We start from the raw sequence: 18,873 nt of genomic DNA on the forward strand, positions 1-18,873 counted from the left end.
ATGGCACGGGTGGTGCTCCGCAACACGCTGTTCTCCCTGCTCGGGCGCCTGACGGTGAAGGCCCTCGCCTTCGCCTTCTCGGTGTGGGTGGTGCGGCGCCTGGGGCAGGAGGCTTTCGGCCAGTATGCTACGGCCCTGGCTTATGTGACGGCCTTCGCGATCTTCTCCGACTGGGGGCTGGCCCCTTATCTGGTGCGGGAGATCGCTCGGGATCGGGGCCGCGTGGGGGTGCTGGTAGGGAACGCGGTGGCCCTCCGCTTCCTGCTCTCCATCGGGACCATCGGGTTGATCCTGGGCGTGGCCCGCTGGAACGGGCAGCCTCCGGTGTTGCTCGGGGGGATCGCCCTGGCGGCCCTCTCGCTGGTGCTGTATGCCTTCCAGGGTCCTCTGGAGGCAGCGCTCCAGGGGATCCGCCGGCTGGATATCGTCTCGGCCGCAGGGGTGTTGCAGCAGCTGATCTTCGTCGGGCTGGGGACGCTGGCTTTGTGGAAGGGATGGGGGTTTTACGGCCTGATCGGGGCCTCCCTGATCGGGACCATGGGAGCGTTGCTGCTCTCTTGGGGAATGAGCCGTTCCCTGGGCCTTCTCGCCCTGGAGCGTCCGGAGTGGCGATGGTGGCCCGCTCTGTTGCGGGCGGGGTTGCCTTTCGGCCTCATCGGCCTGGCGGTCAATCTCTCTTACAAAGTGGATACGATCCTGCTCAGCCTGTGGTGGCCAGCGGGGGTGGTCGGCTGGTATAACGCAGCGTATAACCTAATCTTCTCCATCGCGATCCTCTCCAACGCGGCGAACCTGGCCCTCTATCCCTCCATGGCCGCCCTTCGGGATCATGAGGCCCTGGCCATGGTGGTACGACGCTCCCTGGGTTACCTGTGGATGATCTCCATTCCCTTCGCCGTGGGGGGCTGGGTACTGGGGGATCGGCTGATCCCAGGTCTCTACGGGCCCTCTTTTGTCCCCTCGGTCCCGGCCTTTCGCGTTCTGATCGGCGTTGTCCCGCTGATGTTCCTTTCGGAGTATCTGGGCTACGTGATCCTGGTGCGGGATCGCGAGTGGATGGTGGCCCGCTCTCTGATCCTAAGCACGTCATTCAACATCCTGACGAACTTCCTGCTCATCCCGCGCTACGGGTTGATGGCCGCCGCGTGGGTCACGCTGCTCACGGAGGCCCTCCTGGTGGGCCAGTATGGATTCCTCCTCCGGCTGTGGCGGGGGGTGATGGCGGATTGGAGGCTCTTCGTCAAACCGGCCCTGGCCGCGGCGGGGATGAGCTTGGCCCTGGAGGTCGCACGGGGGCTCCCCCTGGGGGCGCTGTTGCCTCTTGGCGCCCTGGTGTATGGCCTGGCCCTGTGGGGCCTGGGCGCCCTCGGCCCTGCGGAATGGCATCTGCTGCGTCAGATGATCCATCGAACTCCTGTGGCCGGCGAGGTGGGATAAGCCATGTTCATCGTCCTGGCCGCGCCGCACTATCCTCCACGCAACATCGGCGGGGTGGAGTTCTTCGTCCAGGCCCTCGCCCGCGGGCTCCACCGACAGGGGCACCGGGTGGAGGTGGTCAGCGTGGAGCGCATCGAGCACGGCCCTTTCCCCCGGGTCACCGCCCAGGTGGATCGGGAGGAGGGGTTCCCGGTGTATCGCCTGACGGTGCGCTGGCGGAAGGGCCCGGCGGGCCTGCGGGATCGTTACGACAACCCGGCGATGGAGCTGTGGTTCCGGGCGTATTTCCACAGCCGTAGCCCGGATGTCTTCCACTTGAACAGCGGCTATCTGCTGACGGTTGCGCCGTTGCGGGCGGCGGCCCGGGCCGGGATCCCTACTGTGGTCTCGTTGCACGATTTCTGGTTCCTTTGCGCCCATCACACTCTGTTGCGGCCCAGCGGGCAGGTCTGCCCGGGGCCGGAGGATCCGGCCGGTTGCGCCTACTGCTGGCTCAGTCAGGGCCGGCGCTACCGGTGGATGGAAAAGGCCCTGGCCGCGCTGGGCGTGGAGCGCCCCCATCGGAAGGCCGGGTGCCTTCTGCGCCCATGGCCGTTCTTCCGTTCATGGGCCCAGGAGATGGCGGCGCGCCTGCGCGCCACGATGTCTGCGCTGAATCAGGCGACCGTGATCCACAGTCCCTCCCGGTTTCTGGTTCAGACCTATCGGACCTTTGGGATGCGTGCGGAGAGGGTTTCCGTCATCCTGAATTTTGTCCCCCCCGATCTGAGCTTGGGTGTTCCTTGCCGGGAGCGAGAAGACGCGCATGAGGTGCACGTGGTGTATATCGGACAGATCGCCCCGCACAAGGGAATCCATGTTCTGATCGAGGGGGTGCGGCGGGCGAAAGCCCGGCTGGGGGTGGCGGGCGATCGCGCGTTGCGGCTGACGATCTATGGGAACCCTCATGCGTTCCCTGCGTATTCGAGGCTTTTGGAGCAACGGATCGCGGGGGATCCGGCCATCCGGCTGGCGGGGGTCCTCCCTCGGGAGCGGCTGGGGGAGGCCCTGGCGGAGGCGGACTGGTTGGCCCTGCCCTCCATCTGGCCGGAGATCACCGGCATCGTTGCCCTGGAAGCCCTGGCCGCTGGGGTCCCTGTCTTGGCCAGCGCGGTAGGGGGCATCCCCGAGGTGGTCCATCACGGGGTCAACGGATGGCTGATCCCTCCTGGCGATCCAGAGGCGATCGCGCAGGCGCTGATCCGATCCGTCCGGGAACCGGAGTGGCTGGAGCAGCTGCGCGCGCATACGGGACCCGTTTTCTCCTTTGAACAGGCGATGTCTGCCTGGATCTCGCTATATGCGGAGATCGCAGGGAGAGCCCAGACGCCTGAGGTGCTCCAGGAAGCCGCCCTCCATGAATCCACTTGAGGCAGATGCGGTGGGAGGCATCCTCGTTGCCGTTCTGACCTATAACCGCCTGCATGACACCTTGGCCTGTTTGGAATCCGTGCGGCGGCTGGAGGGCCCGGTGGAGGCCATCGTGGCTCTGGACAACGGCTCGACGGATGGGACGCCGGAGGCCATCCGCCGGGCGTTCCCCGAGGTCGAGGTATGGGAGCTGGGCGGCAACCTGGGCTACGCGGCTGGGAACAACCTGGCCCTCCGCGTTGCACAACAGCAGGGGATGGAAGGTGTGTTCCTGTTGAACAACGACACGCTGGTAGATCCCATGTGCCTGGTCGCGCTGCTGGAGGCCGCGCGCGCATTGCCCCGGGTGGGAGCAGTGGGGCCCTTGGTGTGGGCGTGGCCGCCCTCCCAGGGGATCTGGGCCCTGGGTGGGGAGATCCACTGGCGGCGGGCCTACACCACGCATCGAGAGGCAGGGCGCGCGGCACCCTCGCAGTGGGAACCTCATCCGGTGGATTTTGTCCCTGGATGCGGGATCCTATTGCTGCGGGAAGCCCTGGAAACGGTGGGCGGGTTCGATGAACGTTACTTTATGTATTGGGAGGAAACGGACTGGTGTCAGCGGGCCCGGCGCGCAGGCTTCTCGATCTGGGTGGATCCCCGGGCGCAGATGTGGCACAAGGCCCCGATGGATCCTGATGACCTTTCCGCGGGCGCGCTCTATTACATGACCCGCAATCGCATGCTCTTCTTCCGGGAGCACACCCAGGGCGTGCGGCGGTGGCTGGCCCTCGCCCACGCTTTCCACGGTGCGATCCGGCTGGCGCGGCGCTACGAACGGGGGGATCAGCCGGAGCGGGCGCAGGCGATCTGGGAAGGGCTACATGATTTCCTCCATGGGAGGTGGGGACCCCGGGAGGCTGAGGCTCCGGTGGGAAGGATGGGAAAGGAGGTCGCATGGCCCGCATCCTCTGGGTGATGGGCTGGTTCCCCCTGCCGCCGGATAAGGGGGTGCGGATCCGGCTGTCGCAGCTGCTCGACACGCTGGCGGCGCATCACCGATTGACCCTGGTGGTGCTGGCTGATCCTGAGGCGGAGGTGGAGCGCTACCAGGGGGATCTGGCGGCCCGTTGTGAGGCCCTCTTCGTGTTCCGTCGCCCCGAGTTCCGGCCGACCCGATGGCGGGCGATCCGCGGCTTCTTCTCTCCCACCCCCCGCTGGCTGGTGGACGTGGAGCAGCCCGAGGTCCACGCCCGGGTGCGTCAGCTCTGTCAGGAGCGGACCTTCGATCTGATCCTGGCCTCCCAGCTGCCTTCGGCCATGTATGTCCGCGCGCTGGAAGGCGTCCCCAAGATCCTCGATGAGGTGGAGAGCGGGCTCTTCCTGGACCAAGTGCGCATGGCCTCGGATCTGATTCGGCGGGCACGGCGGGCGATGATGTGGTGGAAGTATGCGCGCTTCATGAGGGGCCTGCTGGCCGCTTTCGATGCCTGCACGGTGGTTTCCGAGGAGGAGGCGCAGATCCTCCAACGGATCGCCCCATGGGCGCGGGTGGCCGTGATCCCTAATGGGATCGATCTGGAGCGCTACGCGGGGGTGGAGGAGATCCCGGAGCCGGACACACTGATCTTCACCGGGGCGCCGACTTATTGGGCGAACCGGGACGCCCTGGTGTTCTTCGCGGAGGCGATGTGGCCGGAGATCCGCCGGCGGCGCCCGGGCGTGCGTTTCTTCATCACCGGCCGGACCCCGGAGGGGGTAGCCCTTCCCCGACCGCCTGGGTGGGTCTACACCGGCTACGTGGAGGATGTGCGGCCCTGGGTGGCCCGGGCCTGGGCACTGGTCGTGCCGTTGCGGTTCGGCGGGGGGACGCGGGTGAAGATCCTGGAGGCGATGGCCCTGGGGACGCCCGTGGTTTCCACCCGCAAAGGAGCCGAAGGGCTTGAGTTTCCGCATCCAGAAGCCCTCATCGTTGCGGACACGCCGAATGGATTCGTCCGGGAGGTCTTGGCCTTGCTGGAGGATCCGGAGCGGCGGGCGCGACAGAGTCGCCTGGTTCGGGAGGCCGTCCGTGCCTATGACTGGCGGTCCCTCGGGGATCGTTACCTGCAGCTAGTGGAGGACGTGATCGGTGAACGGGCTGGCCTTGTTGCGCGCCATTGAGAATCCGCTGCGGCACCTGCGGTCTATCCCCCCTGCGGGGTGGGCGGTGGGGCTGGGGCTGTTGCTCGCCCCGCTGATGGGGGCCTTGGCCCTTACGGCGCGGGGCCGATGGCTGGCCCTGGGGGGGCTGAGCCTTCTGGCCTTCCCCGCCTTGCTTTTCCTTAGCCACTATTCGGTGGAGTTGATCGTTTTCGCTTCGCTGTTCATCCCCTTCACCCTCTCCACCGGATCCCAGAGCCCGCTGGTGGCCAGCCTGCTTCTCACGGCTCTGTTCGGGGGGATCTGGCTGCTCCGCTTAGTCTTCGAACGGGAACGGGAGCGCTGGCCGAAGACCGCTGCCACTGTGCCTGTTCTCGGGTTCATGGTGGTCTCGTTGGTTTCGTTTTTCTGGGGTGAGATCTGGCGGGATCCCATGATCCCCTCGTGGTTTCTGTTCCGGGCCCGCCTGGGCGGGTTGGGGGTGATGTGGCTCTCCCCCCTGGCGTTCTGGCTGGCCGCCGCTCATCTGCGTCATCCCCGGCAGGTGGACCGGCTGGTCGGGATGTTCCTGATCGCCGGCGTCCTGGGGGCGGTTCAGATCGTGGCCGGACGGCCGCTTTTCCCGTTTCTCAACACCGGCGGCCTGTTCCCGCTCTGGCTGTTCAGTTTCGGGGCGGCCCTCCTTCTGTTCCGCCCGATGCCCTGGGGGCTCCGCATCGGCCTGGGCCTTCTCCTGGGGATCTGGGGATGGTATGTCCTGGTCCCGGGGATTTCCTGGATCAGCGGATGGCTCCCGCCCATCGCCGCCCTTCTGGTCGTAGCCTGGCTGCGTTCCCGCAAGCTCTTCGCGCTTCTTGCGGCGCTCCTGCTGATCCTGGGGCTGCTTTACTGGGCGCCGCTCCGCTTCTGGGTGTTCGATTACAACTACGAGACCAGTGGGACCACCCGGCTTCAGGCGTGGGCGCGCAACTGGCAGGTCACGCGGGAGCACTTGCTGTTCGGGACGGGGCCGGCCGGATACGCGGCATATTACATGACTTACTTCCCGGATCAAGCGATGGCCACTCATAACAACTATCTCGATGTGCTCTCCCAGACCGGCTTGATCGGCATGGCCTTCTTCCTTTGGTTCCTCGTCGCCCTGGGGCGGGAGATCTATCGCATCTGGCGCTGGGCCGGGGTCTCCGACGCGCAGGCCCGCGTCCTGGCGGCGGGGCTGATCGGCGGGTTCACCGGCCTGCTGCTGGCCATGGGTTTAGGGGACTGGTTCCTTCCCTTCCCCTACACTCAGACGATCGCCGGCTATCGCTACACCGTGTGGGGCTGGATCTTCGCCGGGGCGGCCGTGGCCATGGGCCACTACTACCGGAGCCTCCGGCTGCAACGGTTGCACGCCACCCGCATGCGGAGCTTTCGATCATGAGGCCGACGGTCTCCGTGATCCTGGCCACCTATAACACGCGGGATCTCCTGGCCCGTTGCCTGGAGGCCCTCCCGGCGGCGCTGGAGGGCGTGGACTACGAGATATGGGTAGTGGACAACGGCTCCCAGGATGGCACGGCGGAGTGGCTGCGAACCGCGCATCCGGAGGTCCGGCTGATCCGCAACCCGGACAACCGAGGGTTCGCGGCGGCAAACAACCAAGCCATGGCGCAGGCTCGGGGACGCTATTTCCTGCTGCTGAACACAGACACGATCCCCCTTCCGGGCTCCCTCACGGCCTTGGTGGATTACCTGGAGGGACACCCCGAGGTCGGGATGGCGGGAGGGAACCTCCTGAACCCGGACGGCAGCCCTCAGGGGTGCGCCGCGGATTTCCCCACCCTGTGGACGGAGTTGCTCCTGCTGACGGGCCCTCTGGGGCGCTGGCTCCTCGGTTCTTCGTTCCCCTTCCATCCTCCGGCGGAATCCCCGATGCCGGTGGACTGGGTTTCCGGGGCGTGCCTCCTGGTCCGCCGGGAGGTCGTGGAGGCTATCGGAGGCCTTGATGAGGGCTATTTCATGTATTCCGAAGAGGTGGACTGGTGCTGGCGGGCCCGACGGGCGGGATGGGAGGTTGTGGTCGTCCCTCCGGCTCGGGTGATCCATCTGGGCAGCGCTACAGCACGGCGAATGGACGGCTGGCGTCGGCGCTGGCTGTATGCCAGCAAGGCCCGCTTCCTCCGCCGAGCATATGGACCGATCCCGGCGGCCTGCTATGAGGCCGCAGTGTGGCTCACTACGCTTCTCAAATGGCTGGGGATGAGGCTGATGGGGCGTCCGGCGCAGGCCAAAGCCTACGGAGCGGTGATCTTCCCCGAAGGAGGGCTGCGCTGGGCCCGGACCTTCCTCACCCCCACCGGCGGGTTTCTCGCCCTCCTCCTCTTCCTCAGCGCGATCTACACGTTCCCCCGGTGGGCGGACTGGAACCAGAACTCCCGTCTGGATCTGGTGCTGGCCCTGGTGGAGCAGGGGACGTTCCGCATCGATGCGTTTGTGGAGAACACGGGGGATTACGCCCTCGTGGACGGGCACTATTACAGCGACAAGGCGCCGGGCCTGGCCTTCGCGGCCGTTCCCATCTATGCGCTCCTGCACCGAGTGCTGGTCCACCCCCTGGCCGAACCCCTCGCCCGGTATCTGGAGGGATCCCCGGCTTTCCGGGCCACGCTGAACCCGGCCGGCACCGGGGTTTCGCCCTGGAAGGTCCGTTTCGCCATCGCCCTGGTGATCCTGAGCGCGCTGGTGGTGGCGCTGCCCTCGGCGACGATCGCTCTCTGGCTTCATGGGCTGCTGCGCCAGCGGTGGGGGACGCATCCGGCCACATGGATCGTCCCCCTGGCTTACGGTCTGGGCACGCCGGCTTTCGCATACGCCAACCTCTTCGTAGCCCACCAGTTCGTCGCCGCGCTGCTGATGGCCGCCTTCGCCCTGGCCTGGGGGATCCGGAGGGGCCTGCTCGGGGATGGCGGGCGGATCCTCCTGGGCTTCCTGCTGGCCTACGCCGGGATCTCGGAGTATCCGGCCATCCTCATCGCTGCGGGGATCGCCGTGTATAGCATCGGGGGATGGGGTGGATCTCCTCGCCATCTGGCGCGACAAGCGCTGATGCTTACTTTGGGAGGGCTCCCGCCGGTCCTCCTTGCTGCCTGGCATAACGCCGTGGTGTTCGGATCCCCCTTCCAGCTCGGCTACGCTTACTCTGCTCTCTGGCAGGATGTCCATCGGCGGGGGTTTTTCAGCCTGCGCGGGCCTTCCTTGGGGGCGCTGTGGGGGATCACCTTCAGCCCGTATCGCGGACTGTTCTTCCGCTCTCCTTTCCTGCTCTTAGGCCTCCCCGGGATCTGGCGGATGATCCGGGATCCGGGGTGGCGGGCGGAGGGATGGCTGGCCGCGTGGGCGGTCCTCAGTTTCATCGCCTTTAACGCTTCCTCGGTGATGTGGGATGGGGGCTACGCGGTGGGGCCTCGTTATCTGCTCCCAATGGTGCCGTTCCTGGCCCTGGGGGTGGGCTGGATCGCGCCGTCCTGGATGCGGAGCCGCGTCGGTGGCGGGCTGTTCTTGTTCTCCGTGCTCTGGAGCATGGGGATGGTGATGCTGGAGAGCCTGGCCGGCCAGCAATTCCCCCAGTATCAGCGGTTCCCGCTGGTGGACTACGTCTGGCCCCGCTGGCGGGAGGGAGACTTGGCGCGGAACTGGGGGGTGCTGCTCGGCCTGCGGGGCCTTCCCAGCCTGATCCCGTTGTTCCTCCTCTGGGGGTTCGGCCTCTGGCGGCTGATCCGTCCCACCGGGCCCGTGCTTCGGAGGATGGCGCCGGGGATCCCGGGAGGCTCTCGATGAGCTTCACAGCGGCGATGGTTCAGAGAGTGTTTCAGCGGTGGCGCGCGGTGGCCCTCCGGGGGATCAGATGGCCAGAGGGGTGGCTGATCCTCTTGGCGGTGGCCAGCCGGTGGCCGCTGCGGGGCCGCTGGCTGTATCACTGGGACTCGGTCAATTTCGCCCTCGCTTTGGATCACTTTGACGTGGCCCGGGGGCAACCGCACATCCCCGGCTATCCCCTGTATGTGGGTTTGGGACGGATCAGCCGCTGGATCTTCGGGGACCCCCAGACGGCTCTGGTCGCCCTCAGCGTCGCGGGCACCGCCATGGCCGCGGTCCTGCTCTACCGGCTGGGGGAGGAGTGGATCGGGCCTGAGGCCGGGAAGTGGGCCGCCCTCTTCTGGCTGAGCAGCCCGCTGGTCTGGTTCTATGGGGAGATCGCGCTCCCCCACGCCCTGGACGCCGGATTCGTGCTGCTGGTGGTGTGGCTGGCGGGGCGGTGTGCCCGAGGGGAGCGGTGGCATCTCCCCCTCGCCGTGGCCCTGGCTGCCTCCTCAGGGCTTCGACCGCAGAACCTGCTTTTCCTCGGGCCGATCTTCCTCTGGGGGCTCCATGGCCAGCGATGGCGGGCGCGGGCGGAGGCGCTGATCGGCCTGGGCGGGTTGACCTTGCTGTGGTTGATCCCTCTGCTGGCCCTCAGCGGAGGGCCCGGGCGTTACCTGGAGATCACTCAGGCCTATAATGCGCATTTCTTGCCTTCCACCCTGGTCTTCGGGCCTGGAGGTCTTTCTGCGCTTCAGCGGAACCTGGGCAAGCTGGGGGCTTACACCGCCTATGGAGTCGCCGGCGCCGGGTTGCTCCTGATCGAGGGACTTCATGCCCTCCCTGTCCTTTTCCGAGGCCTTCCCGATCGATGGCGGACGGCGATGGGGTGGGGGCTCTGGGTGACGCCCGCCCTGATGTTTTACACGCTCATCCATATGGGGCAACAGGGGCTGGTGCTGGTGTTCCTCCCCGCGCTGCTCCTTCTGGCTGCGGCCCGCGCCGCGTGGGACAGGCGAAGGGGATGGGGGCTGGGCCTCGCTGGCCTGGCCCTGAACGTCGTCCTGTTCCTGGCCACCCCTGAGCGCCCCCTGGGCCCGGAGGGGATCCGATTGCTCAACCTCTCCACGCTGCGCCACCACGATGCGACCATGGCAGGCCGGTTCGCCCTCCTGCGCGCGGAGTTCCCACCGGACCGAACCCGGATCGTGGCCTCCCAGTGGCGGTTCTTCGACTTCTATGCGCCGGAATATCCGGTGCTCCCCTTCGGGCTGGAGGATCCGGCTGAGCGCCCCCGGGAGGAGCGCGTCTGGGTGCGGTTGGAATCCGAGGGGACAGGGTTCATCGTCCTCTTCGAGCCGGAGCTGACGCGCTGGGTCCTTCCGGGATCCCAGCCCTGGCGGTGGTGGACGTATGACGGTGTGAAGCTGCCGGGCTGGGCGTGGGCTCCGGGGGATCGCTGGGTCTACGGATCCGGGGGGTTCGGGCTGTTCCGGGGACCATGAGGAGATCTCATCGGATCGGATGGAGACGCAAATGATCGATGGAATTCGATGGTTGGGCAGGAAGCATCGATGGGGGCTGGAGCTGGGGCTGTGGGCGGTTGGGATCGGTCTGGTCTCCAGCCTCCCTTACGTCGTCGGCTACCTCGCCATCGGCCCGGAGCGTCGCTTTATGGGGTTCGCCTTTAACGTGAGCGATCACGTGCAGTATTTCGCGTGGTGGCGGGCCTTTCAGCAGGGTTTCCTGGCGCCCAACCTGCTGACCCCCGAGCCCACGCCGGCGACCTATTTCAATCTGCTCTGGTGGCTCCTGGCCCAGGTCTCCCGGATCGCCGGGCTGGGCTACGAGGCCACGTATCAGGTGTTGCGCGTCCTCTCCATCCTGATAACGGTGGCCGTCCTGGGCCTTCTCTATCGCCGGGTGGCCCCCTCGGTTTCACAGGCCCGGGCGATGCTGGCCATGGCCCTGCTGGGGAGCGGCTTCGCCTGGTTGCATCCGGTGGTGAAACGTCTGCAGGGATGGCTTCCATTCCCCTCCCTGATGGCCCCTTATGTTCCTTCCATCGCGGAGCCCAACACCTTCTTTTCGGCCATCGCCTATCCCCATTTCCTGATCGCCCTGGCCTCCATCACAGCCATTCTCTGGCTGGCCTATGAAGGGATAGAGTGCGGCCGCTGGCGGGCCAGCCTGGGAGCTGGCCTGCTCGCCCTCTCCCTCAGCCTGCATCACACCTATGACCTGCTCACCATTGGGGCGGTCCTCGGGGGATGGATCCTGTGGCGGATGATGACGCGCCGCTCCGTCCCATGGGCGGAGGGCGCTCACGCGGCGCTGGTGCTGGGGATGGCGGCTCCGGGGGCGCTCTACATGGCTTGGCTAACCCGCCAGGATCCCACGTGGCGGGAGGTGCTGGCCCAATTCGTCAACGCCGGGGTGTTCACGCCGCCCCCGCTGCAGCTCCTCCTGCTCCTGGGCCTTCCCTTCCTTCTGGCCCTCGTCGGCCTGGGGGATCCCCGGCGCTGGCGGGCCTGGACGCCTGTGGAGGCGTGGATGGGGGTGTGGTTCCTGGCCCATCCCCCCTTGGCGTATCTGCCCCTGAGCTTTCAGATCCATCTGCTGAACGGCTGGCAGGTTCCCATCGCCTACTGGGCCGTGCGCGGCGTGGAGCGCATCGTCCAGCGGCGGCCCGCACTGACTTTCTCCCGGGGGATGCGATGGGCGTTGATCCTCTCTCTTCCGGCGAACCTCTATCTGCTGGGATGGCGCATCCTGGACTTGAGCCGGGGGCAGCCTCCTTACAGCCTGCATCGGGATGAAGTGGCCGCGCTGGATTGGGTGGCCGCGCATGGCTGTGCGGACGGGGTGGTCATGGCCCCCGAGCCGGTGGGGGCTTTCGTCCCCATGTGGACTGGCTGCCGGGCCTTTCTCGCTCACTGGACCGGGACGCTGCGGTTTTTCGAGCGCCGGGAGCAGGTTCGCACTTTCTACAGCCCGGCGATGGGAGAGCCCGCGCGCCGGGCGCTGATCGAGCGCTATGGGATCACTCGGGTGATCGTAGGGGCGGATGGAGCTTCGCTGGAGGGGATCCCGTGGCTGATCCCCGTGTTCCAGCGCCCGCGTGCCGCAGTCTTTGTGGTTCAGATGGCCCGTGAAGGCGCAAGCCCGGGAGGAGCGCCATGAGCCGGCTCGCGCGTGTGCTCCTGGTGGTCATGGGCGGGATCGGGTTAAGTGCCCTGGCCTTCTATCGGTTAGCGCTCTATCCTCCGACCTGGTTCGACGAGGGCTCTCACCTGCATGTGCCCAAAGCGCTGGTCCGCTGGGGGGTATACGCCGATTACAGCAGCGAGGGCTTCCGGTTCTCGGGGCCGATCCTGGGGGTCGGGCCCACCGTGCTGTTGCCGATCGCAGGCGCCTTCCAAGTGTTTGGGGTGGATCTGTGGCCGGCGCGCTGGGTGATGGCCGGTTACCTGCTGCTCACGGCCAGCCTGTTCTTCGCCATGGCGCGCCGCTGGGTTCCGGGATCCGGAGCGGCCTTCGCAACCCTCTGGTTCGTGTTCACGCGGAGCCTGGACACCGTGGCCTACGGGCGTCAGGTGCTGGGGGAGGTCCCGGCGATGGCCTTCCTGGCCCTGGGGCTGATCGGCTGGGCGCGGATGGCCCGGGATCGGTGGGGTGGGATCCTCATGGCGGGAGTCGGGTTCGGGCTGGCCCTGATCACCAAGAACCAGTGGGGCATCTTCCTCATTCCCGGCCTGCTGGCGATGGCGATCTTGGGGAAGGCGTTCTACCGGGAGCGGGCCTGGGCGGGGAACCTGGCGATCGCGGGGGTGGCCCTGGGGTTCTGGGGGGTCTGGCAGGGGATCCTGTGGGGCCTCCTGAACCCGGATCCGGTGCGGAGCCTGACGGAGCTGCGGGCCATCGCCGGTGGGAGCGTGATGGTGTTCCCCTCGCCGCGCATGGGAGCGACCGCCCGCAGCCTGCTCACCGTCTTCGACGGAGCCTTCCTCCCCTTCCTCCTGTATGTGGCGGCGCGGAGCGCCCAGCGGACGCCGGAGGGGTATCGCTGGGGGATGATCGGGGTCTTGGCCGCCTTCAACATCGGATGGCTGGTGACCGCTTCGAACGGCTGGCTGCGCTACGCTTACCCGGGCCTGGCGCTCCTGAGCCTGGGAGCTGGTGGGATGCTGGAGGACCTCCGGAGGCAGGCAAAGAAGTCGTGGGGCCTTTCCGCGGCCCTGACCGCCTGGCTGGCGGTTCTGCTGCTCGGCTCCGCCGGGGTGGTGGCGGCGCGGATCGCCCGAGGCGGTGACGGCTCGGCCTTCGCGATGGCGCGCTATCTACGCGCCCATATCCCGGAGGCGGCGCGGATCGAGACGTGGGAGCCGGAGATGATGGTCCTCACGGATCATCGCTACCATCAGCCCCCTCAGCCCCTGCTGGATGTCGCCTCCCGCTTTATCTGGTTCGGTGGCCCGCCGCCCTCGGCCGTCTATCGCTGGGAGGCCAGCGATCCGGACTACGTGCTGGTGGGGGCGTTCGGGCGATGGGTGCAGCTGTATCGGGAGGTGGAGGAAAGCTGTCCGCCGATCGCCTCCTTCGGCCCTTATCGCCTGTATGCGCCCCGGGAGTGCACGATGCTTCGATCCGGAGATAGGAGCGTGCAGCCATGATGAGCTGGAAGCTTCGATCCGGGTGGATCGCCCTGCTTGCCGGGCTGTTCCTGGCTCTGGGGACCGGAAGGTTCGCTCCCGCCTTCGGGCAGGGCGAGGCCGTCCGGTGGGAGAAGCCGGTGCGGCTTTCGGATCCGAACCGGATGGCTTGGTTCCCTGATGTGATTGCAGATGATGCAGGGAATGTGGTGGTGATCTGGTCTGGAGGCATTCGCAGGGGGAAGTCCGCCTTCGATGCCTTGATGCTCGCTCGGTTTCATAAAGAAAACTGGTCTAACCCTGTGGATATTCAGGCTATGCCTGCATTCGAGGACGTGGGGGTTGCAGTTCGCAACTCCATCGCCTTGGATCGCTATGGGGACGTGGTGGTGACTTTTCGAATGCCTCTGAGTCTCTATTTCTCGAAGGCTCCTATGCAATCGGTGGACTCCGCTCAGTCCTGGACACCGCCCCGTCGGCTTAGCGGATCCAATGTGGCCTATTACAACGAGTTGGGGGTAGATCGGGAAGGCCGGATCCATGTGGTCTGGTCGGAGATCGTAACCAACCCTTCATGCGAGCAGTGTGCGGATATCTTTTATCGCTTCTCCGATGATGATGGAGAAACCTGGTCTCCGCCGGTCAACCTCTCCCGAACCCCTGGGGATGATTCCTTGAAGCCTCACCTCTGGATCGGCGAAGGGGGCTGGCTGTATGTGACCTGGCAGGAAAGTGAGGGCCTCTTCACAGGCGGTGGGAAGCCCGCTGGTGTCCGCTTGGCCCGCTCGCCGGATCGAGGTCGCACCTGGAAGGAACCGATGTGGATCACGGCCACTATAGGCACTCCTCAGCAAGCGGTGATTGGAGAGGATGGCCAGGGGACGCTCCTCCTGATCTGGCGGACGGCAGAGGGCCCCGGGGTCTATTTTCAACGCTCCCGCGATCATGGCGAGAGTTGGACCTCGCCGACCTTGCTTCCTGGCTTCCAGGCCCGGCCGTGGACTCAGATCCCGTATGATGACTACGACATGGCTATGGACAGCCTGGGCCGGTTGCATTTCGTGGGCGTGGGGGCGTTGGGGGCGGAGGGCCAGTTGGGGGTCTGGCATCTGATATGGGATGGAGCAACCTGGCAGGGGCCCTTCCTGGTCTCCACAGGCCGGAACCTCCCAGAGTGGACCCGGCTGGTGGTTTCGGAAGGGCGCCGACTGCATTTGGTATGGTTCGAGCGAGATCCAGAGCATCTCTACAAATCCGAAGAGGGTCGATATACAGTATGGTATAGCACCGCGCTGACCAATGCCCCACCGGTCCGGCGCACGCCGGTGCCCACTCCTACCCCGACGCGCTCGCTCCCGCTGCCTTCCGGAGCGCGGGTTCTTCCGACCCCTACCTCCTTTGTCCCGCGGACGATGGATCCGAACCTGCCGGCGGGCCAGCCCCGGCCGGATTCCGAGGCGCTACGTCTGATCGTTCTGATGGGTGGAGGAGTGATCGTATTGAGCACCATCGGCGGATGGGCGTTGCGGCAGCGCTCATAGCTTTATTCATTGAGGAGAGAGCCCGTGCGGATCCTGATGCTCACGCAAGTGTTGCCCTATCCGCTGGCCAGCGGACCGCAGATCAAGACGCATTACGTCCTGCGCTATCTGGCCCGACATCATCGCATCACCCTGGTCTCCTTTGTCCGCTCCGACGGAGAGGCTCGGTCCGCTGAGGCGTTGCGCCCCTATTGCGAGGCGATCCACACCGTCCTCCTCCCCCGCTCCGGATTTCGGGATGGGGTCGCCCTCCTACGGGCGATGATCACCGGCGAACCCTTCGTGATCGCCCGGGATCACCGGCCTGCTCTCTACCGCTTGCTGGAACAATTGAACATGGCCGGATCCTTCGACGCGGTCCACGCGGATCAGCTCAACATGGCGCCCTATGCGCTTCCGGTGCGGGCGCGGCGGGTGCTGGATGCCCACAACGCGGTCTGGCAGATCGCGGAGCGGCTGGCCCGGGCGATGCCGCCGGGACCCTTGCGGTTCCTCGCGGCCCAGGAGGCCCAGCGCCTGAGGCGGTATGAGGGGAGGATCTGTCGGGCCTTCGATCACGTGGTTGCGGTGAGCGAAAGCGACCGGGCGGCCCTGGAGGAGGCAGCGGGCGAGAAGCTGCCGATCCTTGTGGTCCCCATCGCCCTGGATCCTGAGGATTTCCCTCCCATCCCCCGGGAGCCCGGGGCGAAGGGTGTGTTGCACATCGGAGGGTTGCACTGGCCGCCGAACGCGGAGGGGATCCGGTGGTTCCTGCGGGAGGTGTGGGGGCAGGTGCGGGCAGCGGTGCCGGAGGCCCGGCTGTTTCTGGTGGGAGCCCGCCCTCCCGCGGATCTGCGGGCGTGGGCGATCCGGGATCCCTCGGTCATTGTGCCGGGCTTTGTGGCCGATCCCACCGCCTACTGGCGGCAGAGCGCGGTGGTGATCGTCCCGCTTCACGCGGGCAGCGGCATCCGGGTTAAGATCCTGGAGGCGTGGTCCCGGGGGATGCCGGTGGTGAGCACCACCATCGGCTGTGAGGGGCTGAAGGCTTACCATAGGGAGAACATCTGGATCGCGGACGATCCGGAGGGCTTCGCCCGGGCAGTGATTGCCATGCTCCGGGACCCTGGGGAGGCGCGCCGGATCGGGGAGGCCGGCCAGGAGACCATCCGGGCGTTTTATGACTATCGGGTAGCCTGTCGTCCCCTGGATACCATTTATCCGCGTTAAACGGGAGAGAATGGCAGAGATCCTCCGGATTAGGGACAGAGGCCACCCTCAATCCCGCTTGCGGGCCATCACGAGGCATCAGGGCGATCGACCCGTGCGAGCGATCAGGGGAAGATAGACCTGACTCTCCCGGGACAGTGTGGTGAACGTTCCTCTCTTTGCCTCGCTCGCACCGTTCGAGTTCACAGATTGAACCTCGTAGCAGTAGGTGGTCTGCGGGCTTAAGCCGGGGAGCCCCACTGCGTGTTCAACGACCCATTCGGTCTGAGTGACCGTTCTTTCCCAGTTATCACAATTCTGTCCATATCGAACCCGGCTGTCTGCGGGTTGTGAGGTCTGCCATCGAATGACGGCCACGGTGGCCAGCGGGATCGCCGTCGGGCCAGAAGTGATCGCCGGTGGGACAGCACCCTGGGGAGGGGAAACCTGGAGGACAAAGGATTGCTCAGCGGAGGCCCCTCGTGTGTCTGTTGCTTGAACAACAACCGGAAAGGCGCCGGTTGATGAAGGGATCCCATAAAGGAACCCGGTTTGCGTATCCAGGCTCAGCCAAGTGGGTCCTGAACGGATTCGATAGGTTACTGGATCTCCGTCTGGATCCATTGCGTTGATGTTGTAGGCGAAGGGCAAGCCGACGGAGGTGAAAACAGTGCGAGGTTGTGAGGTGATCACCGGAGGGGTGTTCTGGGATCCGCTGGAGACGAGGATCTCAAATTCCTGAACGCTGGATGCTCCTTGAGGATCGCGAGCTCGAAGGCGGACTGCAAATCGGCCTGCTTGCTGGGGGATCCACTGGAGGATTCCGTTGTCTGGATTCAGCTGCATGCCGGGAGGGCCTTGCTCCAGGCTATATGTCACCTGAACTAGGCTATTCGGCTGACCGGTCGGGTCAGGGTCATAGGCCTCTGCGTTGTAGAAATATGGCCTTCCAACTACTGCAGCGGTGATCGGAGAGGAGATGAAGTAGGGGGGATCATTGGTGGGATCCCCGAACGTGAGGGAGGGCAGGCTGGTGAACCCCCTCAGGTATTGAGGCTCATAATGGATCCGGAACTTCGTGCGTCCGTTAATTGTTTGTAAGGGGTAACGATTCCCCAGGGGATCGAAAAGAACCGCTGGGCCGTTGATCCCGTTGGCCACAGCCTCAATGTCTCGATTCCCTTCATTGCTCCAGATCACCAGGATGGTTTCCTCGCCGTTCTTGAAGAGGTGACCTTCCACAAAGGAGGGAGCTTCGCTGATTCGCCCGTAGTAAACAGCGCTCTGCAACTGATCTGCCAGGGCGCGAACAGCGAGGGCCCGTTCGGTGAGGATCCGTGCGGGGTTCCCATCGAGGAGTGATTGATCGTAGTTGTAGCTGAAGAAGAAAACCTTCTTCGCGCCGACGGCCAGATTTCCTACAAGGGTTTTGGCGGGGGACAGGAGGGGGACAACCTGTCCGCCCCGGAAGTAGCTGCTTTCCTCGGGGCGCCAGTGGATGCCGCCTCGCAGAGGAGAGAGAGCTTCTGTGTTCCAGACCGGTTTCATCACACCGTAGCTCTGCATAACCTGAAGGTAGGTATTGATGCTTCCGCAGCAACCATCGGGGGAGAGCCCTTCGCCGCTTCCTTCCTCCAGATAATGAACCGAAAGCACATCGAAGAGCGTGAAGCCCGGGTCCCGGCGTTCTTCCTCCAGCATCAGGCGGAGCACCTGAGAGTCTCCCTGATAGAGATCGGCGGCCAGGATGCGAGCAGAGGGGTCCACGCTCCGGATCACCTGAGCGACGCCGCGGAGGAAGGTCACATAAAGGTTGAAATCACAGGGCTGCCACCAGCCACAACCGTCGATCTCGTTGCCGACGATCCAGTTGTGAACCTGTTCTCGATAGGCCTGAGCAACCCGGCGCAGGTTTTGATAAAACGCGCTGTTGTAATCCCGCGCTCCTGGGGGGGCTCCTCCGATGAGCTTGAAGATGGGGGTGATGTCACTGGAGAGGGCTTCCGACACGAAGGATTGAACTGAAGGGGTCAGGGCTTCCAGGACGCTGCTATCTGTGTCGACGGGGATATCGAAGTGAACCCACTTGATCCCCAGGTGGGCGATCTGAGCGGCGAAGCCGGGGTAGGGATCGATGGCGATGATGAAGCCGAGGGGGGAAGGGCTATCCGGCCCCAGCCGGATGATGGGGTCCACCAGCCCGATGCGCAGATCTTGCAGCTCCCCCTGATCGGTGAAGAGGTCCAGGCGATAAAACCCGTAGCGGGTCAGACGATCTGTGGGAAGCACCAGCCATGCCCCTCCGGTAGGATCCACCTGGATCTGTCCATCGCTTTCAAAGATCTCTCCGTTGATGGTCCAATCTGCCGGGCCGTAGGCATCGGTCAAGCGATAGCGGACCCTGGTAGGGCGCTGATCGATATGAAGCCGGATCGGATCGCCGAGGATGAACAGCCCCCCGTTGGGGAGGGCAGAGCCGCTGAGGCTCAGGGCGCCTCTGACAGGGGATCGGTCTGAAACAACGGGCGGAGGGATCTCCGGCTGAAGGAGGGAAGGCGGATTGGGCGTAGGGGGTATAGTTCGAAGGAGGGCAGATAAAGCCGCCGAGGCAATGACCAACCCAGCGAAGGCAATTGCCGGAACAATGAGACGACGAAGCATCCCTGGCCTCCATACCATGGATT

At 65.5% G+C, this 18,873-nt stretch carries 12 protein-coding genes; 11 read left to right on the forward strand and 1 reads right to left on the reverse strand.

Going from position 1 to position 18,873, the window contains the following annotated elements; translation table 11 throughout:
- Genes CFB18_RS07620 through CFB18_RS07670 form a run of 11 tightly spaced genes read left to right on the forward strand, consistent with a single transcriptional unit; the run spans nucleotide 1 to nucleotide 16,210 of the window.
- Nucleotides 1-1,437 (forward strand): flippase, encoded by a 1,437-nt coding sequence (locus CFB18_RS07620; RefSeq protein WP_159461632.1) that lies wholly within the window; start codon nucleotides 1-3, stop codon nucleotides 1,435-1,437.
- 3 nt (nucleotides 1,438-1,440) lie between these two features.
- Nucleotides 1,441-2,847, forward strand: a complete 1,407-nt coding sequence (locus CFB18_RS07625) for a glycosyltransferase family 4 protein (RefSeq protein ID WP_088571202.1) — start codon at nucleotides 1,441-1,443, stop codon at nucleotides 2,845-2,847.
- Nucleotides 2,834-3,805 (forward strand): glycosyltransferase family 2 protein, encoded by a 972-nt coding sequence (locus CFB18_RS07630; RefSeq protein WP_159461633.1) that lies wholly within the window; start codon nucleotides 2,834-2,836, stop codon nucleotides 3,803-3,805. Before CFB18_RS07625 ends, CFB18_RS07630 begins: the two co-directional genes overlap by 14 nt.
- Nucleotides 3,784-4,989 (forward strand): glycosyltransferase, encoded by a 1,206-nt coding sequence (locus CFB18_RS07635; RefSeq protein ID WP_088571204.1) that lies wholly within the window; start codon nucleotides 3,784-3,786, stop codon nucleotides 4,987-4,989. Before CFB18_RS07630 ends, CFB18_RS07635 begins: the two co-directional genes overlap by 22 nt.
- Entirely contained in the window at nucleotides 4,958-6,391 is a 1,434-nt protein-coding gene (locus tag CFB18_RS07640; protein ID WP_088571205.1) for an O-antigen ligase family protein, read from the forward strand. The genes CFB18_RS07635 and CFB18_RS07640 overlap by 32 nt, the downstream gene beginning before the upstream one ends.
- A complete protein-coding gene (locus CFB18_RS07645) occupies nucleotides 6,388-8,787 on the forward strand; it encodes a glycosyltransferase family 2 protein (protein WP_088571206.1) in 2,400 nt (799 codons plus the stop codon). The genes CFB18_RS07640 and CFB18_RS07645 overlap by 4 nt, the downstream gene beginning before the upstream one ends.
- A complete protein-coding gene (locus CFB18_RS07650) occupies nucleotides 8,784-10,313 on the forward strand; it encodes an ArnT family glycosyltransferase (RefSeq protein ID WP_088571207.1) in 1,530 nt (509 codons plus the stop codon). Before CFB18_RS07645 ends, CFB18_RS07650 begins: the two co-directional genes overlap by 4 nt.
- 19 nt (nucleotides 10,314-10,332) lie before the next feature.
- Nucleotides 10,333-11,991 carry a hypothetical protein gene (locus CFB18_RS07655; protein WP_143597550.1) on the forward strand — a complete coding sequence of 553 codons (1,659 nt, stop codon included), beginning with the start codon at nucleotides 10,333-10,335 and terminating at the stop codon, nucleotides 11,989-11,991.
- Nucleotides 11,988-13,481: an ArnT family glycosyltransferase gene (locus CFB18_RS07660; protein WP_088571209.1), complete on the forward strand. Its 1,494-nt coding sequence runs from the start codon at nucleotides 11,988-11,990 to the stop codon at nucleotides 13,479-13,481. The genes CFB18_RS07655 and CFB18_RS07660 overlap by 4 nt, the downstream gene beginning before the upstream one ends.
- A complete protein-coding gene (locus CFB18_RS07665; protein ID WP_159461634.1) occupies nucleotides 13,481-15,001 on the forward strand; it encodes a sialidase family protein in 1,521 nt (506 codons plus the stop codon). Before CFB18_RS07660 ends, CFB18_RS07665 begins: the two co-directional genes overlap by 1 nt.
- A gap of 24 nt (nucleotides 15,002-15,025) precedes the next feature.
- Complete coding sequence (locus tag CFB18_RS07670) at nucleotides 15,026-16,210, forward strand: glycosyltransferase family 4 protein (RefSeq protein WP_088571211.1); 1,185 nt, start codon at nucleotides 15,026-15,028, stop codon at nucleotides 16,208-16,210.
- A 78-nt stretch (nucleotides 16,211-16,288) separates the two neighbouring features.
- Here the strand turns inward: CFB18_RS07670 and CFB18_RS07675 are convergent, their stop codons facing one another.
- Nucleotides 16,289-18,850 (reverse strand): putative Ig domain-containing protein, encoded by a 2,562-nt coding sequence (locus CFB18_RS07675; protein ID WP_159461635.1) that lies wholly within the window; start codon nucleotides 18,848-18,850, stop codon nucleotides 16,289-16,291.
- Nucleotides 18,851-18,873 lie beyond the last annotated feature (23 nt).

Origin of the sequence: Thermoflexus hugenholtzii JAD2, assembly GCF_900187885.1 — a bacterium.
Taxonomy (GTDB): domain Bacteria; phylum Chloroflexota; class Anaerolineae; order Thermoflexales; family Thermoflexaceae; genus Thermoflexus; species Thermoflexus hugenholtzii.